The organism is Shinella sp. OV683 (genome assembly GCF_057787725.1).
In genome coordinates this window covers 406,791-424,256 of the sequence record NZ_CM173543.1, presented here as the reverse complement: position 1 = coordinate 424,256, position 17,466 = coordinate 406,791, and the positions used below count along the sequence as shown (strand labels likewise).

Genomic DNA, 17,466 nt, shown 5'->3' with positions numbered 1-17,466 from the left:
AGGCGGTCAGCTATGATCACCTTCCTCATCCGTCGCACCGCGCTTGCTGCCGTCATCCTGCTGATCGTCGCAATCCTGCTGTTTTCGATGATGCACCTGATCCCCGGCGATCCCACCGTGGTGGCGCTCGGGCCGCGTTCGACACCGGAGATGCGCGAAGCCTTCCGGCAGATGATGGGCCTGGACAAACCGATCCTTGAGCAACTCGGCATGTTCCTGCTGCGTCTGGGCCACGGCGATCTGGGCCTCGACGTCTGGAGCCGCCGCCCAGTCTTCACGATGATCGTGGAGGTCCTGCCCTATACGGTGACCCTGGCGCTGGCGAGTTTCGTCTGGGCCGTGGCGCTAGGCGTCTTGCTTGGTTGCGTTGCCGTCGTCCATCACGGAAAATGGGCGGATTGGCTGATCGGCATCGTCTCGATCGCCTTCGTCGCCGTACCTTCTTTCGTCGTGGCCCTTTATTCGCTGCTGATCTTCGCCGTCTGGCTCAACTGGCTGCCGGCCATCGGCGCTGGCGAACCCGGCGATTTTGGTGCCCAGTTCCGGGCGCTGATCCTGCCTTCGTTTGCAGTCGGCTTGGGCTGGGTAGGTTATGTCTCCCGCCTGGTCCGGGCCGCGATGATCGAGGCGATGGGCGAGGACTACATCCGCACGCTCCGATCCTATGGCGTCGGTGAAAGCCGGATCGTCTATCGCTATGCGTTGAAGCAGGCGCTGCTGGCCATCTTGGCGGTCATCGCCATCGGCTTTGGCGGGCTGCTGACCGGTTCGGTATTCGCAGAGATCGTCTTCACCCGGCCGGGCCTCGGCAAGATGACCTACGATGCCGTGATGTCGCGCAACTATCCCCTGGTCATGGGCACGGTATTGGTCACATCTTTCCTCTATGTCACCTGCATGATCCTCGCCGATGCAGTCACCGCATGGCTAGATCCGCGTGTCAGGAGTACCCTCTGACGTGGCGATGATCTCAACTACTCCGACGACGACCAAGACCGCACAGGAGCCCGGCATCCTTGCCCGCGCTGGCCACGTCTTTCGCCTGGTGTTCTCGACACCGCTCGGGGCCATAGGCTGTGTTCTGGTCGCAGTCATTATCCTTACCGCACTCTTCGCGCCCTATATCGCGCCCTATAGCCCAACGGCGATCAACGTAAAGGCGCGACTGGCAGACCCGTCGCTCAGCCATCTCCTCGGCACCGACCAGCTCGGCCGCGACCTGTTCTCACGCGTCGTGGTCGGCACGCGCACCGCGATGACCGTGGCACTGACCGCACTGACGACGGCGCTTGCCATTGCCTTGCCGCTCGGCCTGATTGCAGGCTACGGCCCACGCTGGCTCGATGCGATCATGATCCTGTTCTTCGACAGCGTCAGCTCGCTGCCGATGATCATGTTGGGGCTGGCGGTTGTCGTGCTGCTGGGCGCGGGCGTCTCCACCGTCATCCTCGTCATCGTGCTCTATTCCGTGCCGTCCTATGCCCGGCTCGTACGCACCCAGACGCTCAGCCTGAAGAGCCGCGACTTTATCAAGGCCGAGCAGGTGATGAATGCCGGCCTGCCCCGCATCCTGTTCAGGCACCTGCTGCCGAATGTCGTCGGGCCACTGCTGATCCTTGCCTGCCTCGATATCTCGACTGTCATCACCCTGGAGGCGGGCCTGTCGTTCCTTGGCCTCGGCGTCAAGCCGCAGATCCCCAGCTGGGGCAATATCCTCAGCGATGGTTTTGCCGTGATCCGCAACAGCGCCGTGCCAGTGATCGCGGGCGGTGCGCCACTGATCCTTGCGACCATCGGCTTCACCTTCTTCGGCGAGGCGATGCGCGATGCCCTCGACCCCAAGCTCAACCCGGAGCGCAAGCCATGAGTGAGCCGGTGCTGGAGATGCGCAATCTGTCGGTCACCTATGGTGGCCTGATCCGCGCTGTCGCCGACGTCGATCTCGTCATCAATCCCGGCGAGGTCGTCGGCATCATCGGCGAAAGCGGCTCCGGCAAGTCGACATTGGCCCATGCCGTGCTCGGTCTGCTGCCGCGTGTCGCCAGTGTCTCCGGTGATTGCTTCACATTGGCCGGCCACGAAATGCTGACTGCCGACCAAAGCCAGCTTGCAGCCTTGCGCGGTCCTGCAGCGGCAATGATCTTCCAGAACCCGATGACCGCCTTCAGCCCGATTCACACACTCGGACGACAGTTGACCGACCTGCTCTGGCGCGACAAGCACCAGACCTCGGCCGAGAAACGCCAGCGCATCGTTGCCGCCTTGCGGGAAGTCGGCATTCCCGACCCGATCGGCAAGCTCGATGCCTACCCCTTCCAGTTTTCCGGCGGCATGCTGCAGCGTGTGGCGATTGCCGCCGCCCTACTGATGAAGCCTTCGCTGCTGATCGCCGACGAGCCGACCACGGCGCTCGACGTCACTATGGAAGCCCAGATCCTGCATCTGATGCGGACGCTCAAGGACAGCGCCGGCATCGCCATCCTGATCATCTCGCACCATCTCGGCGTCATCGCCGAAATCTGCGATCGGGTCGCCGTCATGTATGCCGGCCGCATCGTCGAGGAAGGTCCGGTCGAAACCATCTTCCGCGATCCGCGCCACCCGTATACGCAGGCGCTGTTTGCCTGCGAGCCGGCGCTGATCCAGCCCGGAGCCACCCGCCTGCCGGTCATCGGCGGCGAGGTGCCACGACCGGGCGGCGCAGGCTGCGATTTCGCCAGCCGCTGTCAGCAGGTGGAAGACCGCTGCCTCAGCCTCACGCCGCCATGGGTGCAAGGGCAAGCCGATCCATCCCATCATTCCCGTTGCCACAGGAGCGCCTCATGAGCTCATCGCCGGCCCTGATCGAAGCAAACAGGCTTTCGGTTGCTGTGCCGGCGGCGATACTGCCGTTCTCGCGCGTAAAGCCGCTCAGCATCCTCGTCGATGTCTCCGTCGCCATTCACCCCGGCGAGATCGTCTGCATGGTCGGCGAAAGCGGCTCGGGCAAGACGACCTTCGGCCGCGCCCTTCTCGGCCTTATCAAACCTTCAGCTGGCGAGATCGTGCTCGATGGCGCCGCGCTGCCCGATCTTTCCAACCGCAGTTTTCGCGCCGTGCGGCGGCAGGCGGCGTTGCTGTTCCAGGATCCGCTAACCTCGTTCAATCCCCGCCAACGCATCGGCGCAATGATTGCCGAACCGCGCAGCATCACCGGCGCCGGTTCGACCCGCATGGATGATATCGCCGAACTCGCAGCCAAGGCCGGTCTCGGCCGGCAGTTCCTCAACCGCTTCCCGCACGCGCTCTCGGGCGGCCAAGCCCGCCGCGCCGCCGTGGCACGCGCGCTGTCGGTGGTGCCGAAGCTGATCGTCGCCGACGAACCGACTGCCGGCCTCGACGTCTCGGTGCAGGGCGGCGTGCTCAACCTCTTCCTCGACATCCGCGAGGAGCATCGCACCGCCTTCCTGCTGATCACCCACAATCTGTCGATTGCCCGCCACATCGCCGACCGCATCGTCATTCTCTATCTCGGCCGGGTGGTCGAAAGCGGCCCGACGGCCGAAATCTTCTGCGCACCGCGCCACCCCTATACGCGCGCGCTACTCGATTCCGAGCCGATCCCCGATCCCGCCCGCCGCCGTACCGAGCCGCCGGTCATTGGCGAGGTGCCGAGCATCACAGCGCGCCCGAGCGGATGCGAGTTTCATACGCGCTGTCGTTTTGCCCAGCAGCGCTGTCGGACGGAGGCGCCGGCGCTTTCAGCTGAAGCACACCAGGTCTCATGCCACTTTCCGCTGGCCACGCCGCCAGCAGCCGACGCCCGCCATCTCCGCCTCATATCGACATAACAAGACAAGAGAAGACCAAACCAAAAACCAGAGGGAAAATCATCATGAACGCGATTTCGATCAACAGAAGACATTTCCTGCTTGGTGCCGCCGCAGGCGCCACCGCGCTCGCCATGCGCCCCGGCCTTTCCTATGCGGTCGAAGGTGATACGCTCGTCATCCGCGGCGCCTCCGACATCGAAGTGCTCGACCCGGCCTTCCAGAACGGCTTGCTGGAAGAAGAAATCGGCCGCTGCCTGTTCGTCTCGCTTAACCGGCTCAACGATGTCCGCGAGGGCGTGGCCTGGAAGCCCTATGCCGCCAGCGAACTCACGCAGAAATCACCCACCGAGATCGAATTCAAGCTGCAGGATTGGTTGGTCTGGACCGGTGACTTCGGCCCGGTGACCGCCGAGGATGTCAAATACTCGTTCGAGCGCGTCGCCGATCCCAAGAACGCGTCGGCCTGGGCCTATGCCTTCGACGCCATGGACAAGGTCGAGGTCACCGGCGAAAAGACCGGCATCATTCATCTCAAGGCACCGTCCGCACCGTTCTGGGTGACCACCCTGCCCTATTACATGGGCCACATCGTCTGCAAGAAAGCAGTCGAGGCCGCCGGCGGCAAGTTCACCACTGAGGTTCCCGCCAGCGCCGGCCCCTATGTCATCGAGAAGTGGGTTCCGAAGCAGAGCCTGTCGCTGGCGCTCAATCCCAATTGGAAGGGCGAGGCGCCGGCTTTCGCCAAGGTGCAGTTCCAGATCGTCACCGACGACGAGGCCGCTGCTCTCGCCTACGAATCCAAGGCGATCGACTATGCCAAGATCAGCCTTAACACGCTCGCCACCTACAAGACCAAGCTGCCGGAAAAGACCTCGCTGATCCAGATGGACGGCAACCGCTTCGCGTGGCTGGCGATCAATGTGAAGAATCCGAAATTCGCCGATGAAAAGGTCCGCCGCGCCATCCAGTATGCCGTTGATGTCAGCCAGATCATGGAGGGCTCCTATTCTGGTCTGGCTTCCGCCGCCACCGGCGTCGTGCCGCCGGCGCTGGTCGGCCATCGCGACAAAATCCTCTATCCCGCCGACGCCGCCAAAGCGCAGGCGCTGCTGGAGGAAGCCGGCGTGTCGGGATTGACGGTTGAGTTGGCCGCCCAGAACGACAAGACCAGCCAGCTCACCTGCCAGATCATCCAGGCGTTGCTCGGCGCGGTCGGCATCACCGTCGACATCAAGAACTACGACGACGGCGTCTACTGGACTCTGGGCGACAAGAGTTCCGGCGAGAGCTGGAAGACGCTCGAACTGGTGCTGATGAATTTCGCCGGCGGCGTCGACCCCTCGGAAAACCTCACCTGGTTCCGCCCGTCGCAGATCGGCGTCTACAACTGGGCGCAGTTCGACAGCCCCGAATTCGAAAAGCTCTACCAGGAAGGCATGGCCGAGACCGATCAGGAAAAGCGCGGTATCATTTACCGAAAGATGCAGGACCTGATGGAGGAATCCGGCGGCTTCGTGTTCATCACCCACGAGACTTTCGCCGCCGTCGCCCGCGAGGGATTGAAGCCCTGCATTCTGGCCGATGGCTATCTCGACATGACGCGGTTTGTGAAGGCTTAGGGAAAAACAAGACCCCTCCCCACCCTCCCCACAAGGGGGAGGGCTTAAGGCGCGGCACCACCGGTGCTCAAAGCCATGCTCCCCGAAGTGAGGCGTAACTTCTTATGCGGAGGGTTCAACACGTTAAGCCCTCCCCCTTGTGGGGAGGGTTTGGGAGGGGAATTTTCCCGGCATAACGAACAATAAGGAACTCACACATGGCCCGCAGTTCGACAAACCGCCGCGAACGCCGTCTCGCGGAAGGCGCAAGTGTCCGGCAGATGCCATTCGGCAAGGCCGTGAACCGCTACCCGCCGATCCAGGTGGTCAGCGCCGACGAGATCGAGGCGATCCATCATGCTTCGCTGAAACTGCTGCGCGACACCGGCATGGAAATCATGCACACCGAAAGCCGCCACCTGTTCAAGGCAGCCGGGGCCGATGTCGATGAATCGACCCAGCGCGTGCGCTTCGATCCGGCTTTCATCGAGGAGAAGATCAGGACGGCACCCTCGAGCTTCACATTGCAGGCTCGCAATCCCGCCAAAAATCTCACGGTCGGCGATGGCAGCATGATCTTTGCCGCGACTGGTGGCCCAGCCTTTGTCAGCGATCTCGATCGCGGCCGCCGCGCCGGCAACTATGCTGACATGTGCGACTATATCCGCGTCATCCACAGCCTCAATGTCATCCATCAGGAGGGCGGGTGCCCCTGCGAACCGACCGACCTACCGCCCGACAGCCGCCATCTCGATTTCTACCACGCCGCCATCCGGCTGACCGACAAGAACTGGCAATGCTGGGCACTGGGCGGCTACCGCGTCGAGGATGCCATCGACATGCTGTCGATTACCCTCGGCCAGTCACGCGAGGAATTGAAGAAGAACCCGGCGACACTGACCATCATCAATTCCAATTCGCCGCTCAGGCTCGACATCCCCATGGGCGAAGGCCTCTGCGCCATGTCGCGCGCCGGCCAGCCGATCGCGCTGACGCCATTCACGCTGTCGGGCGCCATGAGTCCGATCACCATTGCCGGTGCGCTGACCCAACAGAACGCCGAGGCCCTGGCGCTGATCGCTCTTGCCCAGATCGTCAATCCCGGCGCCCCGGTGCTCTATGGTGGTTTCACCTCGAATGTCGATATGCGCACCGGGTCGCCCGCCTTCGGCACGCCGGAATATGCCAAGGCGCAGCTCGCCTCGGGCCAGCTGGCGCGGCGCTATCATCTGCCGTTCCGGTCCTCCAATGTCACAGCCTCCAACGCCGTCGACGTGCAGGCGGCCTATGAGGGTGGCATGTCGCTCTGGGGCACGATCATGGGCGGCGTCAATCTTATCGAACACGCTGCCGGCTGGCTCGAGGGCGGGCTGACGGCCTCGTTCGAGAAGCTGATCCTCGACGCCGAAATGCTGCAGATGATGCGCAGTTTCCTCGATCCGATCGCGGTGGACGAGGCGAGCATGGCGATCGAGACGATCGGCGAGGTCGGCCCCGGCGGGCATTTCTTCGGCACCAGCCACACGCTGGCCCGCTTCGAGAACGCGTTTTACGAGCCGATGCTGTCGGACTGGCGCAACTTCGAGAACTGGTCGGAAAGTGGCGCCAGGACTGGTACCGAGCGCGCCAACCTGATCTGGAAAGAGCTGCTGCGCACCTACGAGCAGCCGCCGCTCGATCCCGCCATCGACGAGGAACTCGAAGCCTTCGTGGCCCGCCGCAAGGAGGAGATCAGCCGCACGATGGGCTGACAAGAGTGCTCAGATCACGACGAAGTCGTTTCTCGTCAGGTTCAGCCCTGCATCGACCGTCGCGAAATGGATTGCCGCATCGCCGTTCTTGCCGTCTGGATCATAGCTGATCCAGCCATTGGCGGCGTTATAGATGATGTGGTCTGTACCATCGGCAGCACTCGCACCCTTGTGGAAGACGGCCGCGGACAGCGTGCCGGTACCGCCGAGATGCTTGAAGATGCTGCTCTCCAGCTCGATCGTGTCATTGGGGATCGAGAAGTCAGTGATTTTGTCGACGTTGGTATTGGCATCGAGTTTCGAGTTGAACACGAAACTATCCGCAGCGCCGCCGCCTGTAAGTTTATCGTTGCCTCGGCCGCCGTTGAGCTCGTCGGCGCCTGCCATGCCCTCGAGCTCATTGTTTCCCGAATTGCCGACAAACGTGTTGGCTAGCGCATTGCCTTTTCCGTCAAGATTGCCGTTGCCCTGCAGCTCGAGCCGTTCGAGATTGGCTCCCAGCGTCCGGCTGACCGAGCTGCGGACGGTATCCTCACCTTCGCTGGCAGCTTCGATGACCTTGTCGCTGGCCGTATCGACATAATAGACATCGTCGCCGTTGCGCCCGGTCATCGTGTCGCCATCGCCTCGCCCGTCAAGGATGTCACCGACCGAACCGCCAAACAGCGTATCCCTGTCCTTGTTGCCGATGAAATGGACTGTCCCGGCGAAAGCGGCATCCACAGACGCCCTGCCGCCAACAGAATCTTCGTCGGAGTTATCGACAAAGCCGAGAACACCGTTGCTTCCCTGAACGAACGATCCAGCCAGCAACAGGATGTCATCGGCGGCCCGCAACACCAGCTTCCCCGTGGTCAGCACCGCAACCCCCGCATTGACCATGATGTCGCTGCCGGCCTGGACGGTGAGATCGGTGACGTTGAGCGGCGTTATGCTGCTGGAAAACGTAACCTTCCCGGTGTTCGCGCCACCGATGAAGAGTTGGGGCGAGAATATGCGATCCAGTTCGGCATCCGACAATCCGAGCGCTACGGCGGAGTCGCTGGCAGTGCCGATGTCGATCCGTCGGCCTGATGTAGTCGGCCTGAGCGTCACTGTGCCGTTGAGCGCAGTGATCCCGGAATCGGTGGCGATGCTCATGTAATCCGCACTGGCGGTCACATCGCCGGAGTTGGAGAATATCGCAGTGGTGCCCACCCCCTGCAGCGAAAAAGTGCTGTTCGCCCCGGCCTTGAGGACGACATCGGCACCAGCCGTGCCGCCCGCCGAAAGGCTGGCATCCGAGCCCAAATTATCAAGGATGTAGATACCGGCGGCGGCGTTGATCTTGATGCCCTTGCCGGTATTGGCTGCAAAATCGTCGGAGGCGATATCTGTGAAGCCGTCAATATAGAAATAGCCACCTGCGGTAATTTCAATGCTTCCCTTGGCTCTCACATCGTTATCGAAATCGTTGCCACCTGTACCGAAAGTGACATTGCCGCCGGTACTCATGGTGATGTTGCCGCCGGCAGCAGTGATCGCATCATGATTGACCGAACTGAAAATCGATGCCCCCGCACCCTGAGCCTTGAGCACGACATTGCCACTGCTGCTGCCGCTCTGGATCGAAGCCAAACCATCGGTGTCCGTCAGCCCTATGGACCCGAAGGCAGTGAGATTGATGCTGCCGGATGTACCGACGGATAACCCCGAAACGTCGGCGGTCAGCCCGCCGACGTTAACGTTGCCGAGATTGACGATGTTGATGCCGCCCGTCGTGGTTTCCGCTTCAAGAGTGGAAACCTGGGTCTCGATTGCGTTGGACTGGCCGATGCCGGTACCAGCGCTCAACACCAGGCTCGCGGCCGTCACCTCAGCGGCAGCATCGCTGCCGCCTTCACTGATCTTCTTGGTTGCAACCATTGTCATTGCGGCGGTGGATTCGATGTTCCGGAGCGTCAGGGCATCCGGAGTGATCGCCGTGTTCGTCAGGCTTCCGATCGTGAAAGTCGCTGTCGTCAGGGAGTCGAGCAAGTTGATGACGAACGACTGCCCGGCGGCGCTTTGAATTGCCAGCGAATCGGCGGGATAGACGAATGGAGAGGTTGTCGTGCCCGCCCAGCGAATCTGGCCAGTGGCGTTGCCTGCAATACCGTCGTCCTCGAGAAACTGGGCTCCGGGACCCACAAGGGAAGTAATGATCGTCAATGGCATGCAGGCACTCCTTCAACGCTAAGGGACACCGAGTTCGTTCGATCCGCGATCATATGTCAGACAACGCCAAACGGAGAGTCCAGCGATGGCACGGCGCAAAACGGTATCATCGACGACGAGCAGGAAATGTAGGGAGGTGTGTGACCTGGGAATGGTAGCGGGAGTGCATACTGGTCATTGCAGCCGACAGCATGAACAAACAGAGATCGAATGGGGATCAAATCTGTCTTCCAGATCCTCGATTTTGAGCTTGATCGATGTCGCGTTAGATCTGGCATCCTCAAGTTCCCGATACAGCGTGCATCCATTTTCCCTATGCATGAGAAATGCGAAAGCCCACCGTAAACGAGGGCTGAGAATTGTTTGCAAAAAGCGCAAAGAAACCACCCCCAATGGTGGTAGGGGTGCACGGCAGCTCGCGCCGGAGACGTGGACCACTAGTGACCGCAAACAATTCTTCGGTAGGCTAGGGAACAGATAATGCGCTCCCGTGTTTTGTTTTCAGCGCACGAAGGAAGCCCAGTTTGCGGGTACCACGTTGCGTTGTCGAGCAAGCATCTGTGAATGGAGGCTAAAGTGAAACACCACACATTGGAGCAATTGCAGTCGATCGGCGCGACCGAGATAGATCTTTCGCGTCCGCTTCTCTCGCGCAATGAACGCCTTGAGCGTTGGGCCGAACTTCTAGAGCAGGTCGCGCATCATAGCCTGTCAACTCTTCATGAAACAGAGCATCAACCCGCTGCGATACGCGCCAGCATGCGCGCAAACGGGACGCCTATTTCGGTGGCGTTCAGAGATTCCATCTTGCAAGCCGAAGGCATGGGAAACGATACCTACGATGAAGCAAGACAATTCTTTGAAGTCAGCGATGGGCAACTGCACCGGATTGTATGCTATTGCGAATTCGGAAACACAGTGAGCGGCGCCGACGCTGCCCGTCGCGTTCGGGAAGTGCTTAATCCGAAGAACAGCGTTTTTGCGCGACTGCGTGCGTTCTTCGTCAGAGAGTGATTGATGAATTTGGCGTTGGGACGGTCAGAACGTTACACATAGGCCGCCGAGATCCGATCACGTCGGCCTCCCGAAGATATGTGGAAGCGCGGCATGGATCTTGGTCAGGGCCTCGGTGCGAATCTTCACCTTGAAGGCTTTCATCAGTCGACGGGTCTCGTCCTCGATCAATTGATCGGCATCCACGCCGATCTTGAAGAACTTACTGCGAAGCGCGATCGCTGCGCTTCCGTCTGGGCTGTAGCGATGACATGTGTTCGCCAATGCCTCTCGCCACCGTCAACCCAATAGGATTTTGGCGTCACACCTTCGACACGATGGACTAGGAATATTTCGCGAGCCAGATGGCTATCCCAGCCGCCGTCGGCAGCGGTGAACTGCTCTAGGCGTCATTTCCAAGAAGGTTGTTCAGTCTCTGGAAGGCCGATCAATATGAAATCAAGGGATGGCTGTCAGCCGTAGCCCGACCAGAGTTGTCGGCTGTTTTGATGGTAGCGGGAGGCAGAGTTGAACTGCCGACCTTGGGGTTATGAGTCCCACGCTCTAACCAACTGAGCTATCCCGCCATACCCACACGGGTTTTTCCGGCCAGATCAGCCGGGTTACCCTGTCGTGTGCGCGGCTTATAAAGGCGGGTCTGACATCCTGTCAAGCGATATCGGGCAAAAAGAAACGCACGCACAGCAAAAATCCGGATCGCGTGAAATCGGCGATCCGTTCAGAATTTTCAGGCTGCTTCGTGCATGGTCAGCAGCCGCTTGAGCAACAGTTCGGCAGATGAATCCTTCTCCGAACGCGAGATGAAACCGCCGCCATAGACGCGTGCATCCTCGCCCGGCGCAGAATAGAGCGCGCAGGCCTGGCCGGGTGCGACGCCGGGTTCGCCCTCTTCAAGCTCGATATACATGCCCTCGGGACCGACAAAGAATTTCGCCGGCTTCGGCGGCCGTGTCGAACGCACCTTGGCGAAACAATCAAAACCGCTCTCCGGCGTGCCGAGCAGGGCTTCGTCGCCGATCCAGTTGACGTCGCGCAGATAGATGCGGCGCGTGTCCAGCGCTTCCTTCGGCCCGACGATCACCCGCTTGCTGCGCGCATCGAGATGCACGACATAGAGCGGCTCGCCGGTGGCGACACCGATACCGCGGCGCTGGCCGATCGTATAATGCAGGATGCCCTCGTGCTGGCCGAGCACGCGGCCGTCGAGATGGACGATGTCGCCCGACATCGCTGCATCCGGCCGAAGCTTGTTGATAACATCGGAATACTTGCCCTGCGGCACGAAACAGATGTCCTGGCTGTCGGGCTTTGCGGCAACCACGAGACCCATTTCGGCAGCCAGCGCCCGCACTTCCGCCTTTGGCATGTCGCCAAGCGGAAAGCGCAGATAGTCGATCTGGTCCTGCGTCGAGGCAAACAGGAAATAGCTCTGGTCGCGTTCGGCATCGACGGGGCGATAAAGCGCCCGGCGTTCGGGATGCTCCGGCGACGGGTTCGGACGCGAGCGGATATAATGGCCGGTGGCCAGCGCATCGGCGCCGAGTTCCTTGGCGGTCACCAGCAGATCGGCGAACTTGACGGTCTGGTTGCACGAGACGCAGGGGATCGGCGTTTCGCCGGCAACGTAACTTTCCATGAACGGATTGATCACCGCATCCAGGAAGCGGCGCTCGTAGTCCAGCACGTAGTGAGGAATACCCAGCGTTTCACAGACCCGCCGCGCGTCATCAATGTCCTGGCCCGCGCAGCAGGAACCGGCGCGATGCGTGGCGGCGCCATGATCGTAAAGCTGCAGTGTGATGCCGATGACTTCGTAACCCTGGCGTTTCAGAAGGCCGGCCACGACGGAAGAATCGACGCCACCGGACATGGCGACGACCACGCGGGTGTCTTCAGGACGCTTGTCGAAATCGAGGCTGTTCACGGTCTTTTGCTTCTGTTGGATACTCAAAACTGGGCTGCGCTGCGAGGCTAACACGAATTTCAGTGCCGATATAGGAACTAATTTCCCGCGCAGCAAGCCGGGAATTGCACCCTTTTCGTGAGCAAATTACGGCACTCGACTGATTTGCCTAGGGTTTTGATAAATTTTTTCCGGAAGGCTTAGTCAATTTTTAAATGTGACGGACTATCGTCGCTGGATATGGTCTTTGTTTGTGTAGAGAGTCCAAATGACCGAAGCAATTCGTCCAAGAGTTAAATATGTCATCGGCCCTGATGGCAGTCCACTTACTATCGCTGATTTACCCCCTGCCAATACGCGGCGCTGGGTGATCAGAAGGAAGGCGGAAGTCGTTGCGGCCGTTCGCGGTGGCTTGTTGAGCCTCGAGGAAGCCTGCGATCGCTACACGCTGACCGTGGAAGAATTCCTGTCCTGGCAAAGCTCCATTTCCGATCATGGCCTTGCCGGCCTGCGCACCACGCGCATCCAGCAATACCGCCACTAGCTTAGTTCTAATGCAGACCATACAGGGCCGCCTTTGCGGCCTTTTTTCGTTTGGTTCACATGTCCCTCTTCGCCGGGAAGCCCCCCTCATCCGGCGCGACGCGCCACCTTCTCCCCAGGGGGAGAAGAGGGAACGAGAGCACTTCGCCAGATAGAGTCGATGTGGTGCAGCGAATTGATCTTCTCCCCTTGGGGAGAAGGTGGCGCCCGGCGCCGGATGAGGGGTCGTCACAATCGAAATCGCCAATATATTTCAAACCATTACCCATCAATATCCCCGCCCTCCCGCATGCCCTCATAATCGAACCCATCGTCAACCGGTTCATTTGAGGAACATCCGATGCCCGAACAGACCACCAATCTCCAACTGCCCTACATCCTCTCCTCGCAGGCCCAGAAGCACATCACCCACAACGAGGCGCTACAGCGTCTCGACGCCACCGTCCAGCTCGTCATTCAGGCAGCTCTGACCGCACCCCCCGCCTCGCCCAACGAGGGTGAATGCTACGCTGTGCTCGCCTCGCCTACCAGCGCCTGGACGGGCAAGGCGCAGAAGATCGCCTTCTACCAGGATGGCGCCTGGATCTTCATTTCCCCGCGTCAGGGCTGGATCGCCTGGTTCGTCGATGCCAGCCGCCAGAAGATCTGGAACGATGCATCGTGGCAAAACCTGACCGCTGCCAGCGAGGAATCTTTCTCTCTTCTGGGAGTCAATGCGTCAGCCGATTCCACCAACCGACTCAGTGTTTCCTCCCCCGCCAGCCTCTTCAATAATGAGGGCCATGGGCACCAGATGAAGCTCAACAAGGCCACGGCAGGCGATACCGGCTCGCTGCTTTTCCAGACGAACTGGTCCGGCCGTGCCGAAATGGGACTCGCCGGCACCGATAATTTCGAAATAAAGGTCTCTGCCGACGGCTCGACATGGAAATCGGCGCTGCAGGCACTCGGCAACGGCGCGGTGCTGTTTCCCAACCGGCCATTGGTCCGCGCGACCTATGGCGAAACCGCGATGACACCCACCTCGGGTACACTCACAGGATTCAACACGCTCTCACTCAATCAGGGCAATTTCTCGCTGGGTGCCGCCGTGCCTTCAGGCTCCGGCAACCGGTTGGTCGTGCCGGTGACGGGCTTTTATCTCGTGACGGTCAACGTCTCGTCGGCGGCCGCGGCAAGCTATTCGGTCAGTGCGGTGCAGAACGGTTCGGCATCGATCCTGACCATCCGCGACAGCGATACGGGATCTCAGAGCTACAGCCAGTCGGCCACCGCTCTCGCCTATCTCACCGCCGGAGACTGGATCGCACTCTCCCACACCGGCACTGCCGAATTCCAGTTCGGCTATGGCAAGACCGAGATCGTCATGGCGCTGATGTAGGAGAAGACGAGGTCGGTCACTTCCGGGCAGCTGCCAGCAATCGATCGCGCACGTCATCGATTTCCTTTTGCAGCGCCTCGATCCGGGCCTTGGGCATGTCGAGTGTGTCGGTCACGCAGGCCGGCACAGCGGCCGCGCGGGCACGCAGGGCGCGCCCTGCTTCGGTCAGCTTCACCCTGACCTGGCGCTCGTCCTGCGGATCGCGTGTCCTTGAGATAAGGCCGAGCCCCTCGATCCGCTGCAGCAGCGGCGTCAGTGTGTTAGACTCCAGAAACAGCGCTTTTCCAAGCTCCTTGACGGTCAGATCGTCACACGACCATAGCCTGACCATGCAAAGATATTGCGGATAGGTCAGGCCAATCTCCTCGAGCAGCGGCCTGTAGAACTGGTTGAAGGCATGGCTGACGGTATAGATCGAGAAACACAGAAACTGCTCCAGATCCAAACCATCATCGGACCTTTCGGCACCGGTCATCGCAACCATATTCATCTGTCTCCCTGCTGGCGTGGGCTACCCAGGAATATAAATCGCGCGCGAGATAATCGCAAGCGCTTGACATATCCAAAGCGAAGGGAGATACTAAAGATCGCGAACGATTTAATCGTGCACGATTAAATTATCGGCAGATCACCCATCATTTCGGCACTCCGCAGTGCCGGCGTCATTTTCAACCGAACCGAAGGAGACACGACATGAGCACGATCACCACCACGGACGGCACTCAAATCTTCTACAAGGACTGGGGACCTAGGGATGCCCAGGCCATCGTCTTCCATCACGGCTGGCCGTTGTCGTCGGACGACTGGGATGCCCAGATGATCTTCTTCCTCGAAAAGGGCTATCGCGTCATCGCCCACGACCGCCGTGGCCATGGTCGTTCGACCCAGACCGACACCGGCAATGAGATGGACACCTATGCCGCCGATGTCGCCGCCCTGACCGACAAGCTCGATCTCAAGAACGCGATCCATGTGGGTCACTCGACGGGCGGCGGCGAAGTCGCCCATTACGTCGCCCGCGCCAAGCCTGGCCGCGTCTCCAAGGCGGTGCTGATCGGTGCCGTGCCGCCGATCATGGTGAAGTCGGAGAAGAACCCCGGCGGCTTGCCGATCGAAGTGTTCGACGGTTTCCGTGCTGCACTCGTCGCCAACCGCGCGCAGTTCTTCCTCGATGTTCCTACCGGCCCGTTCTACGGCTTTAACCGCGAAGGTGCCACGGCTTCGGAAGGTGTGATCCGCAACTGGTGGCGGCAGGGCATGATGGGCGGCGCCAAGGCCCATTACGACTGCATCAAGGCCTTTTCCGAGACCGACTTCACCGACGACCTCAAGGCGATCGACGTGCCCACCTTCGTCATGCATGGCGAGGACGACCAGATCGTGCCGATCGCGGACTCCGCCCTGCTCGCAATCAATCTCCTTAAGAACGGCACGCTCAAGACCTACAAGGGTCTCCCGCACGGCATGGCGACCACGCATGCCGATGTGATCAATGCCGACCTGCTCGCATTCATCAAGGCTTGATCCACCCGGTGCCGAAAGCACCGATGCGTGAAAACAAAACAAAAAAGGGCGCGGCAGAACCGCGCCCTTTTCATCCTGGGAGGATGAACGTCAGTCGACGTTGAAGAACAGCGGCTTGGCGTGGCGAATTGCCGGGTTGGCCGCAAGTTTCGCCAGCACCTCTGCCTTCACCGGCTCATCGACATAGAGCAGCGCGATCGCATCGCCACCCTGCTTGTCGCGTCCGAGCTGGAAGTTGGCGATGTTGACGCCGCCCTCGCCGAGTGTCGTGCCCATGAAGCCGATCATGCCGGGGACGTCGGTGTTGGAGATGTAGATCATGTTGGCACCGACATCGGCGTCCATGTTGATGCCCTTGATCTGGATGAAGCGCGGCTTGCCGTCGGAGAACACCGTGCCCGCCACTGAACGTGTCTGCTTTTCGGTCGTCACCGTCAGCTTGATGTAGCCGTCATAGACGCCCGACTTGTCACGCTTGGCTTCGGACAGGATGATGCCCTTTTCCTTGATCATAACAGGCGCCGAAACCATGTTGACGTCGGCGACCTGGCTGCGGATGAGACCGGCCAGCAGCGCCGATGTCAGCGCCTTGGTGTTCATGGCTGCCGTGGAACCATCGTAAAGGATCTCGATTTCCTTGATCGCATGTTCCGTCACCTGGCCGACAAAGGCGCCGAGCACGTCGGCGAGCTTGATGAACGGCTTCAGGCGCGGGGCTTCCTCGGCGGTGATCGACGGCATGTTGATGGCGTTGGAAACGGCACCATAGATCAGGTAGTCCGACATCTGCTCAGCCACCTGCAACGCAACATTCTCCTGCGCCTCGGTGGTCGAGGCACCGAGATGCGGCGTGCAGACGACATTAGGCAGGCCGAACAGCGGGCTTTCGGTGGCGGGCTCTACTTCGAACACGTCGAAACCGGCACCGGCGACATGGCCGGACTTGATGGCGGCGGCGAGCGCGTGCTCGTCGACAAGGCCGCCGCGAGCGCAGTTGATGATCCGCACGCCCGGCTTGGTCTTGGCGAGCGCCTCGGCATTGAGGATGCCGCGCGTCTTGTCGGTCATCGGCACATGCAGCGTGATGAAATCGGCCTTGGCAAGCAGGTCGTCGAGCTCGACCTTGATGACACCCATTTCCTGGGCGCGTTCTGCCGAAAGGAAGGGGTCATAGGCCAGCACATGCATGCCGAGCCCGATGGCCTTTTTGCAGACGATACCGCCGATATTGCCGGCACCGATGACGCCGAGCGTCTTGCCGGTGATCTCGACGCCCATGAACTTCGACTTCTCCCACTTGCCGGCTTGGGTGGAGGTGTCGGCGGCAGGCAGCTGGCGGGCAACCGCAAACATCAACGCGATCGCGTGTTCGGCCGTGGTGATCGAGTTGCCGAACGGCGTGTTCATGACGATGATGCCGCGGCGCGAGGCAGCCGGGATATCGACATTGTCGACGCCGATGCCGGCGCGGCCGATAACCTTGAGGTTGGTAGCAGCGGCGATCAGCTTTTCCGTCGCCTTGGTGGCCGAGCGGATGGCGAGACCGTCGTAATTGCCGATGATTTCGGCGAGCTTTTCCTTGTCCTTGCCGAGCTTGGGCTGGAAATCGACTTCCACGCCATGGTCACGGAAAATCTGGACAGCAGTTTCTGAGAGTTCGTCGGATACGAGAACACGCGGTGCCATGAAGGCCTCCATTGGGATAGTCAGAGAATTGGGGACCCCTTCCGCTCATCGCGGAAGG

At 60.6% G+C, this 17,466-nt stretch carries 15 protein-coding genes and 1 tRNA gene; 10 read left to right on the top strand and 6 right to left on the bottom strand.

Going from position 1 to position 17,466, the window contains the following annotated elements; translation table 11 throughout:
- The first annotated feature begins 12 nt into the window (after positions 1 to 12).
- The 6 genes from ACXHRN_RS02065 (at position 13) to ACXHRN_RS02040 (ending at position 7,161) form a co-directional block, all read left to right on the top strand.
- Positions 13 to 957: an ABC transporter permease gene (locus ACXHRN_RS02065; RefSeq protein WP_488639695.1), complete on the top strand. Its 945-nt coding sequence runs from the start codon at positions 13 to 15 to the stop codon at positions 955 to 957.
- Positions 958 to 964: 7 nt separating this feature from the next.
- The gene (locus ACXHRN_RS02060) at positions 965 to 1,867 is read left to right on the top strand and encodes an ABC transporter permease (protein ID WP_488641798.1); all 903 of its coding nucleotides are present in this window, start codon (positions 965 to 967) and stop codon (positions 1,865 to 1,867) included.
- Entirely contained in the window at positions 1,864 to 2,826 is a 963-nt protein-coding gene (locus ACXHRN_RS02055; protein ID WP_488639694.1) for an ABC transporter ATP-binding protein, read from the top strand. Before ACXHRN_RS02060 ends, ACXHRN_RS02055 begins: the two co-directional genes overlap by 4 nt.
- A complete protein-coding gene (locus ACXHRN_RS02050; RefSeq protein WP_488639693.1) occupies positions 2,823 to 3,830 on the top strand; it encodes an oligopeptide/dipeptide ABC transporter ATP-binding protein in 1,008 nt (335 codons plus the stop codon). Before ACXHRN_RS02055 ends, ACXHRN_RS02050 begins: the two co-directional genes overlap by 4 nt.
- A gap of 44 nt (positions 3,831 to 3,874) precedes the next feature.
- Positions 3,875 to 5,431, top strand: coding sequence for an ABC transporter substrate-binding protein (locus tag ACXHRN_RS02045; RefSeq protein ID WP_488639692.1), 1,557 nt, complete (start codon positions 3,875 to 3,877; stop codon positions 5,429 to 5,431).
- A 197-nt stretch (positions 5,432 to 5,628) separates the two neighbouring features.
- Positions 5,629 to 7,161, top strand: a complete 1,533-nt coding sequence (locus ACXHRN_RS02040) for a trimethylamine methyltransferase family protein (RefSeq protein ID WP_488639691.1) — start codon at positions 5,629 to 5,631, stop codon at positions 7,159 to 7,161.
- Between the two features lie 9 nt (positions 7,162 to 7,170).
- On the opposite strand, the gene ACXHRN_RS02035 is transcribed toward ACXHRN_RS02040, so the two are convergent.
- Entirely contained in the window at positions 7,171 to 9,357 is a 2,187-nt protein-coding gene (locus ACXHRN_RS02035) for a beta strand repeat-containing protein (protein WP_488639690.1), read from the bottom strand.
- Positions 9,358 to 9,933: 576 nt separating this feature from the next.
- Here ACXHRN_RS02035 and ACXHRN_RS02030 point away from each other — a divergent pair.
- A complete protein-coding gene (locus ACXHRN_RS02030) occupies positions 9,934 to 10,371 on the top strand; it encodes a hypothetical protein (protein WP_488639689.1) in 438 nt (145 codons plus the stop codon).
- A gap of 57 nt (positions 10,372 to 10,428) precedes the next feature.
- Here the strand turns inward: ACXHRN_RS02030 and ACXHRN_RS02025 are convergent, their stop codons facing one another.
- From ACXHRN_RS02025 to mnmA, 3 genes are all read right to left on the bottom strand, one after another.
- A complete protein-coding gene (locus tag ACXHRN_RS02025) occupies positions 10,429 to 10,635 on the bottom strand; it encodes a hypothetical protein (protein ID WP_488639688.1) in 207 nt (68 codons plus the stop codon).
- 225 nt (positions 10,636 to 10,860) lie between these two features.
- Positions 10,861 to 10,937: transfer RNA gene (locus ACXHRN_RS02020), tRNA-Met, on the bottom strand.
- Positions 10,938 to 11,098: 161 nt separating this feature from the next.
- Positions 11,099 to 12,295 (bottom strand): tRNA 2-thiouridine(34) synthase MnmA, encoded by a 1,197-nt coding sequence (gene mnmA, locus ACXHRN_RS02015; RefSeq protein WP_488639687.1) that lies wholly within the window; start codon positions 12,293 to 12,295, stop codon positions 11,099 to 11,101.
- A 247-nt stretch (positions 12,296 to 12,542) separates the two neighbouring features.
- Between mnmA and sciP the strand changes: the two genes are divergently transcribed.
- Both sciP and ACXHRN_RS02005 read left to right on the top strand, forming a co-directional pair.
- Positions 12,543 to 12,818 carry a CtrA inhibitor SciP gene (gene sciP / locus ACXHRN_RS02010; RefSeq protein WP_201657174.1) on the top strand — a complete coding sequence of 92 codons (276 nt, stop codon included), beginning with the start codon at positions 12,543 to 12,545 and terminating at the stop codon, positions 12,816 to 12,818.
- A 339-nt stretch (positions 12,819 to 13,157) separates the two neighbouring features.
- A complete protein-coding gene (locus tag ACXHRN_RS02005) occupies positions 13,158 to 14,198 on the top strand; it encodes a DUF2793 domain-containing protein (protein ID WP_488639686.1) in 1,041 nt (346 codons plus the stop codon).
- Positions 14,199 to 14,214: 16 nt separating this feature from the next.
- Here ACXHRN_RS02005 and ACXHRN_RS02000 read toward each other — a convergent pair whose 3' ends face one another.
- Positions 14,215 to 14,688 carry a MarR family winged helix-turn-helix transcriptional regulator gene (locus ACXHRN_RS02000; protein ID WP_488639685.1) on the bottom strand — a complete coding sequence of 158 codons (474 nt, stop codon included), beginning with the start codon at positions 14,686 to 14,688 and terminating at the stop codon, positions 14,215 to 14,217.
- 203 nt (positions 14,689 to 14,891) lie between these two features.
- Between ACXHRN_RS02000 and ACXHRN_RS01995 the strand changes: the two genes are divergently transcribed.
- Positions 14,892 to 15,722, top strand: coding sequence for an alpha/beta fold hydrolase (locus ACXHRN_RS01995; RefSeq protein ID WP_488639684.1), 831 nt, complete (start codon positions 14,892 to 14,894; stop codon positions 15,720 to 15,722).
- Between the two features lie 90 nt (positions 15,723 to 15,812).
- On the opposite strand, the gene serA is transcribed toward ACXHRN_RS01995, so the two are convergent.
- Positions 15,813 to 17,408 (bottom strand): phosphoglycerate dehydrogenase, encoded by a 1,596-nt coding sequence (gene serA, locus ACXHRN_RS01990; protein WP_488639683.1) that lies wholly within the window; start codon positions 17,406 to 17,408, stop codon positions 15,813 to 15,815.
- Positions 17,409 to 17,466: the final 58 nt, after the last annotated feature.

Coding starts and splice junctions, on each gene's coding strand:
- ACXHRN_RS02065 (WP_488639695.1), top strand. CDS start 13: ATGATCACCTTCCTCATCCGTCGCACCGCGCTTGCTGCCGTCATCCTG.
- ACXHRN_RS02060 (WP_488641798.1), top strand. CDS start 965: ATGATCTCAACTACTCCGACGACGACCAAGACCGCACAGGAGCCCGGC.
- ACXHRN_RS02055 (WP_488639694.1), top strand. CDS start 1,864: ATGAGTGAGCCGGTGCTGGAGATGCGCAATCTGTCGGTCACCTATGGT.
- ACXHRN_RS02050 (WP_488639693.1), top strand. CDS start 2,823: ATGAGCTCATCGCCGGCCCTGATCGAAGCAAACAGGCTTTCGGTTGCT.
- ACXHRN_RS02045 (WP_488639692.1), top strand. CDS start 3,875: ATGAACGCGATTTCGATCAACAGAAGACATTTCCTGCTTGGTGCCGCC.
- ACXHRN_RS02040 (WP_488639691.1), top strand. CDS start 5,629: ATGGCCCGCAGTTCGACAAACCGCCGCGAACGCCGTCTCGCGGAAGGC.
- ACXHRN_RS02035 (WP_488639690.1), bottom strand. CDS start 9,357: ATGCCATTGACGATCATTACTTCCCTTGTGGGTCCCGGAGCCCAGTTT.
- sciP (WP_201657174.1), top strand. CDS start 12,543: ATGACCGAAGCAATTCGTCCAAGAGTTAAATATGTCATCGGCCCTGAT.
- ACXHRN_RS02005 (WP_488639686.1), top strand. CDS start 13,158: ATGCCCGAACAGACCACCAATCTCCAACTGCCCTACATCCTCTCCTCG.
- ACXHRN_RS02000 (WP_488639685.1), bottom strand. CDS start 14,688: ATGAATATGGTTGCGATGACCGGTGCCGAAAGGTCCGATGATGGTTTG.
- ACXHRN_RS01995 (WP_488639684.1), top strand. CDS start 14,892: ATGAGCACGATCACCACCACGGACGGCACTCAAATCTTCTACAAGGAC.
- serA (WP_488639683.1), bottom strand. CDS start 17,408: ATGGCACCGCGTGTTCTCGTATCCGACGAACTCTCAGAAACTGCTGTC.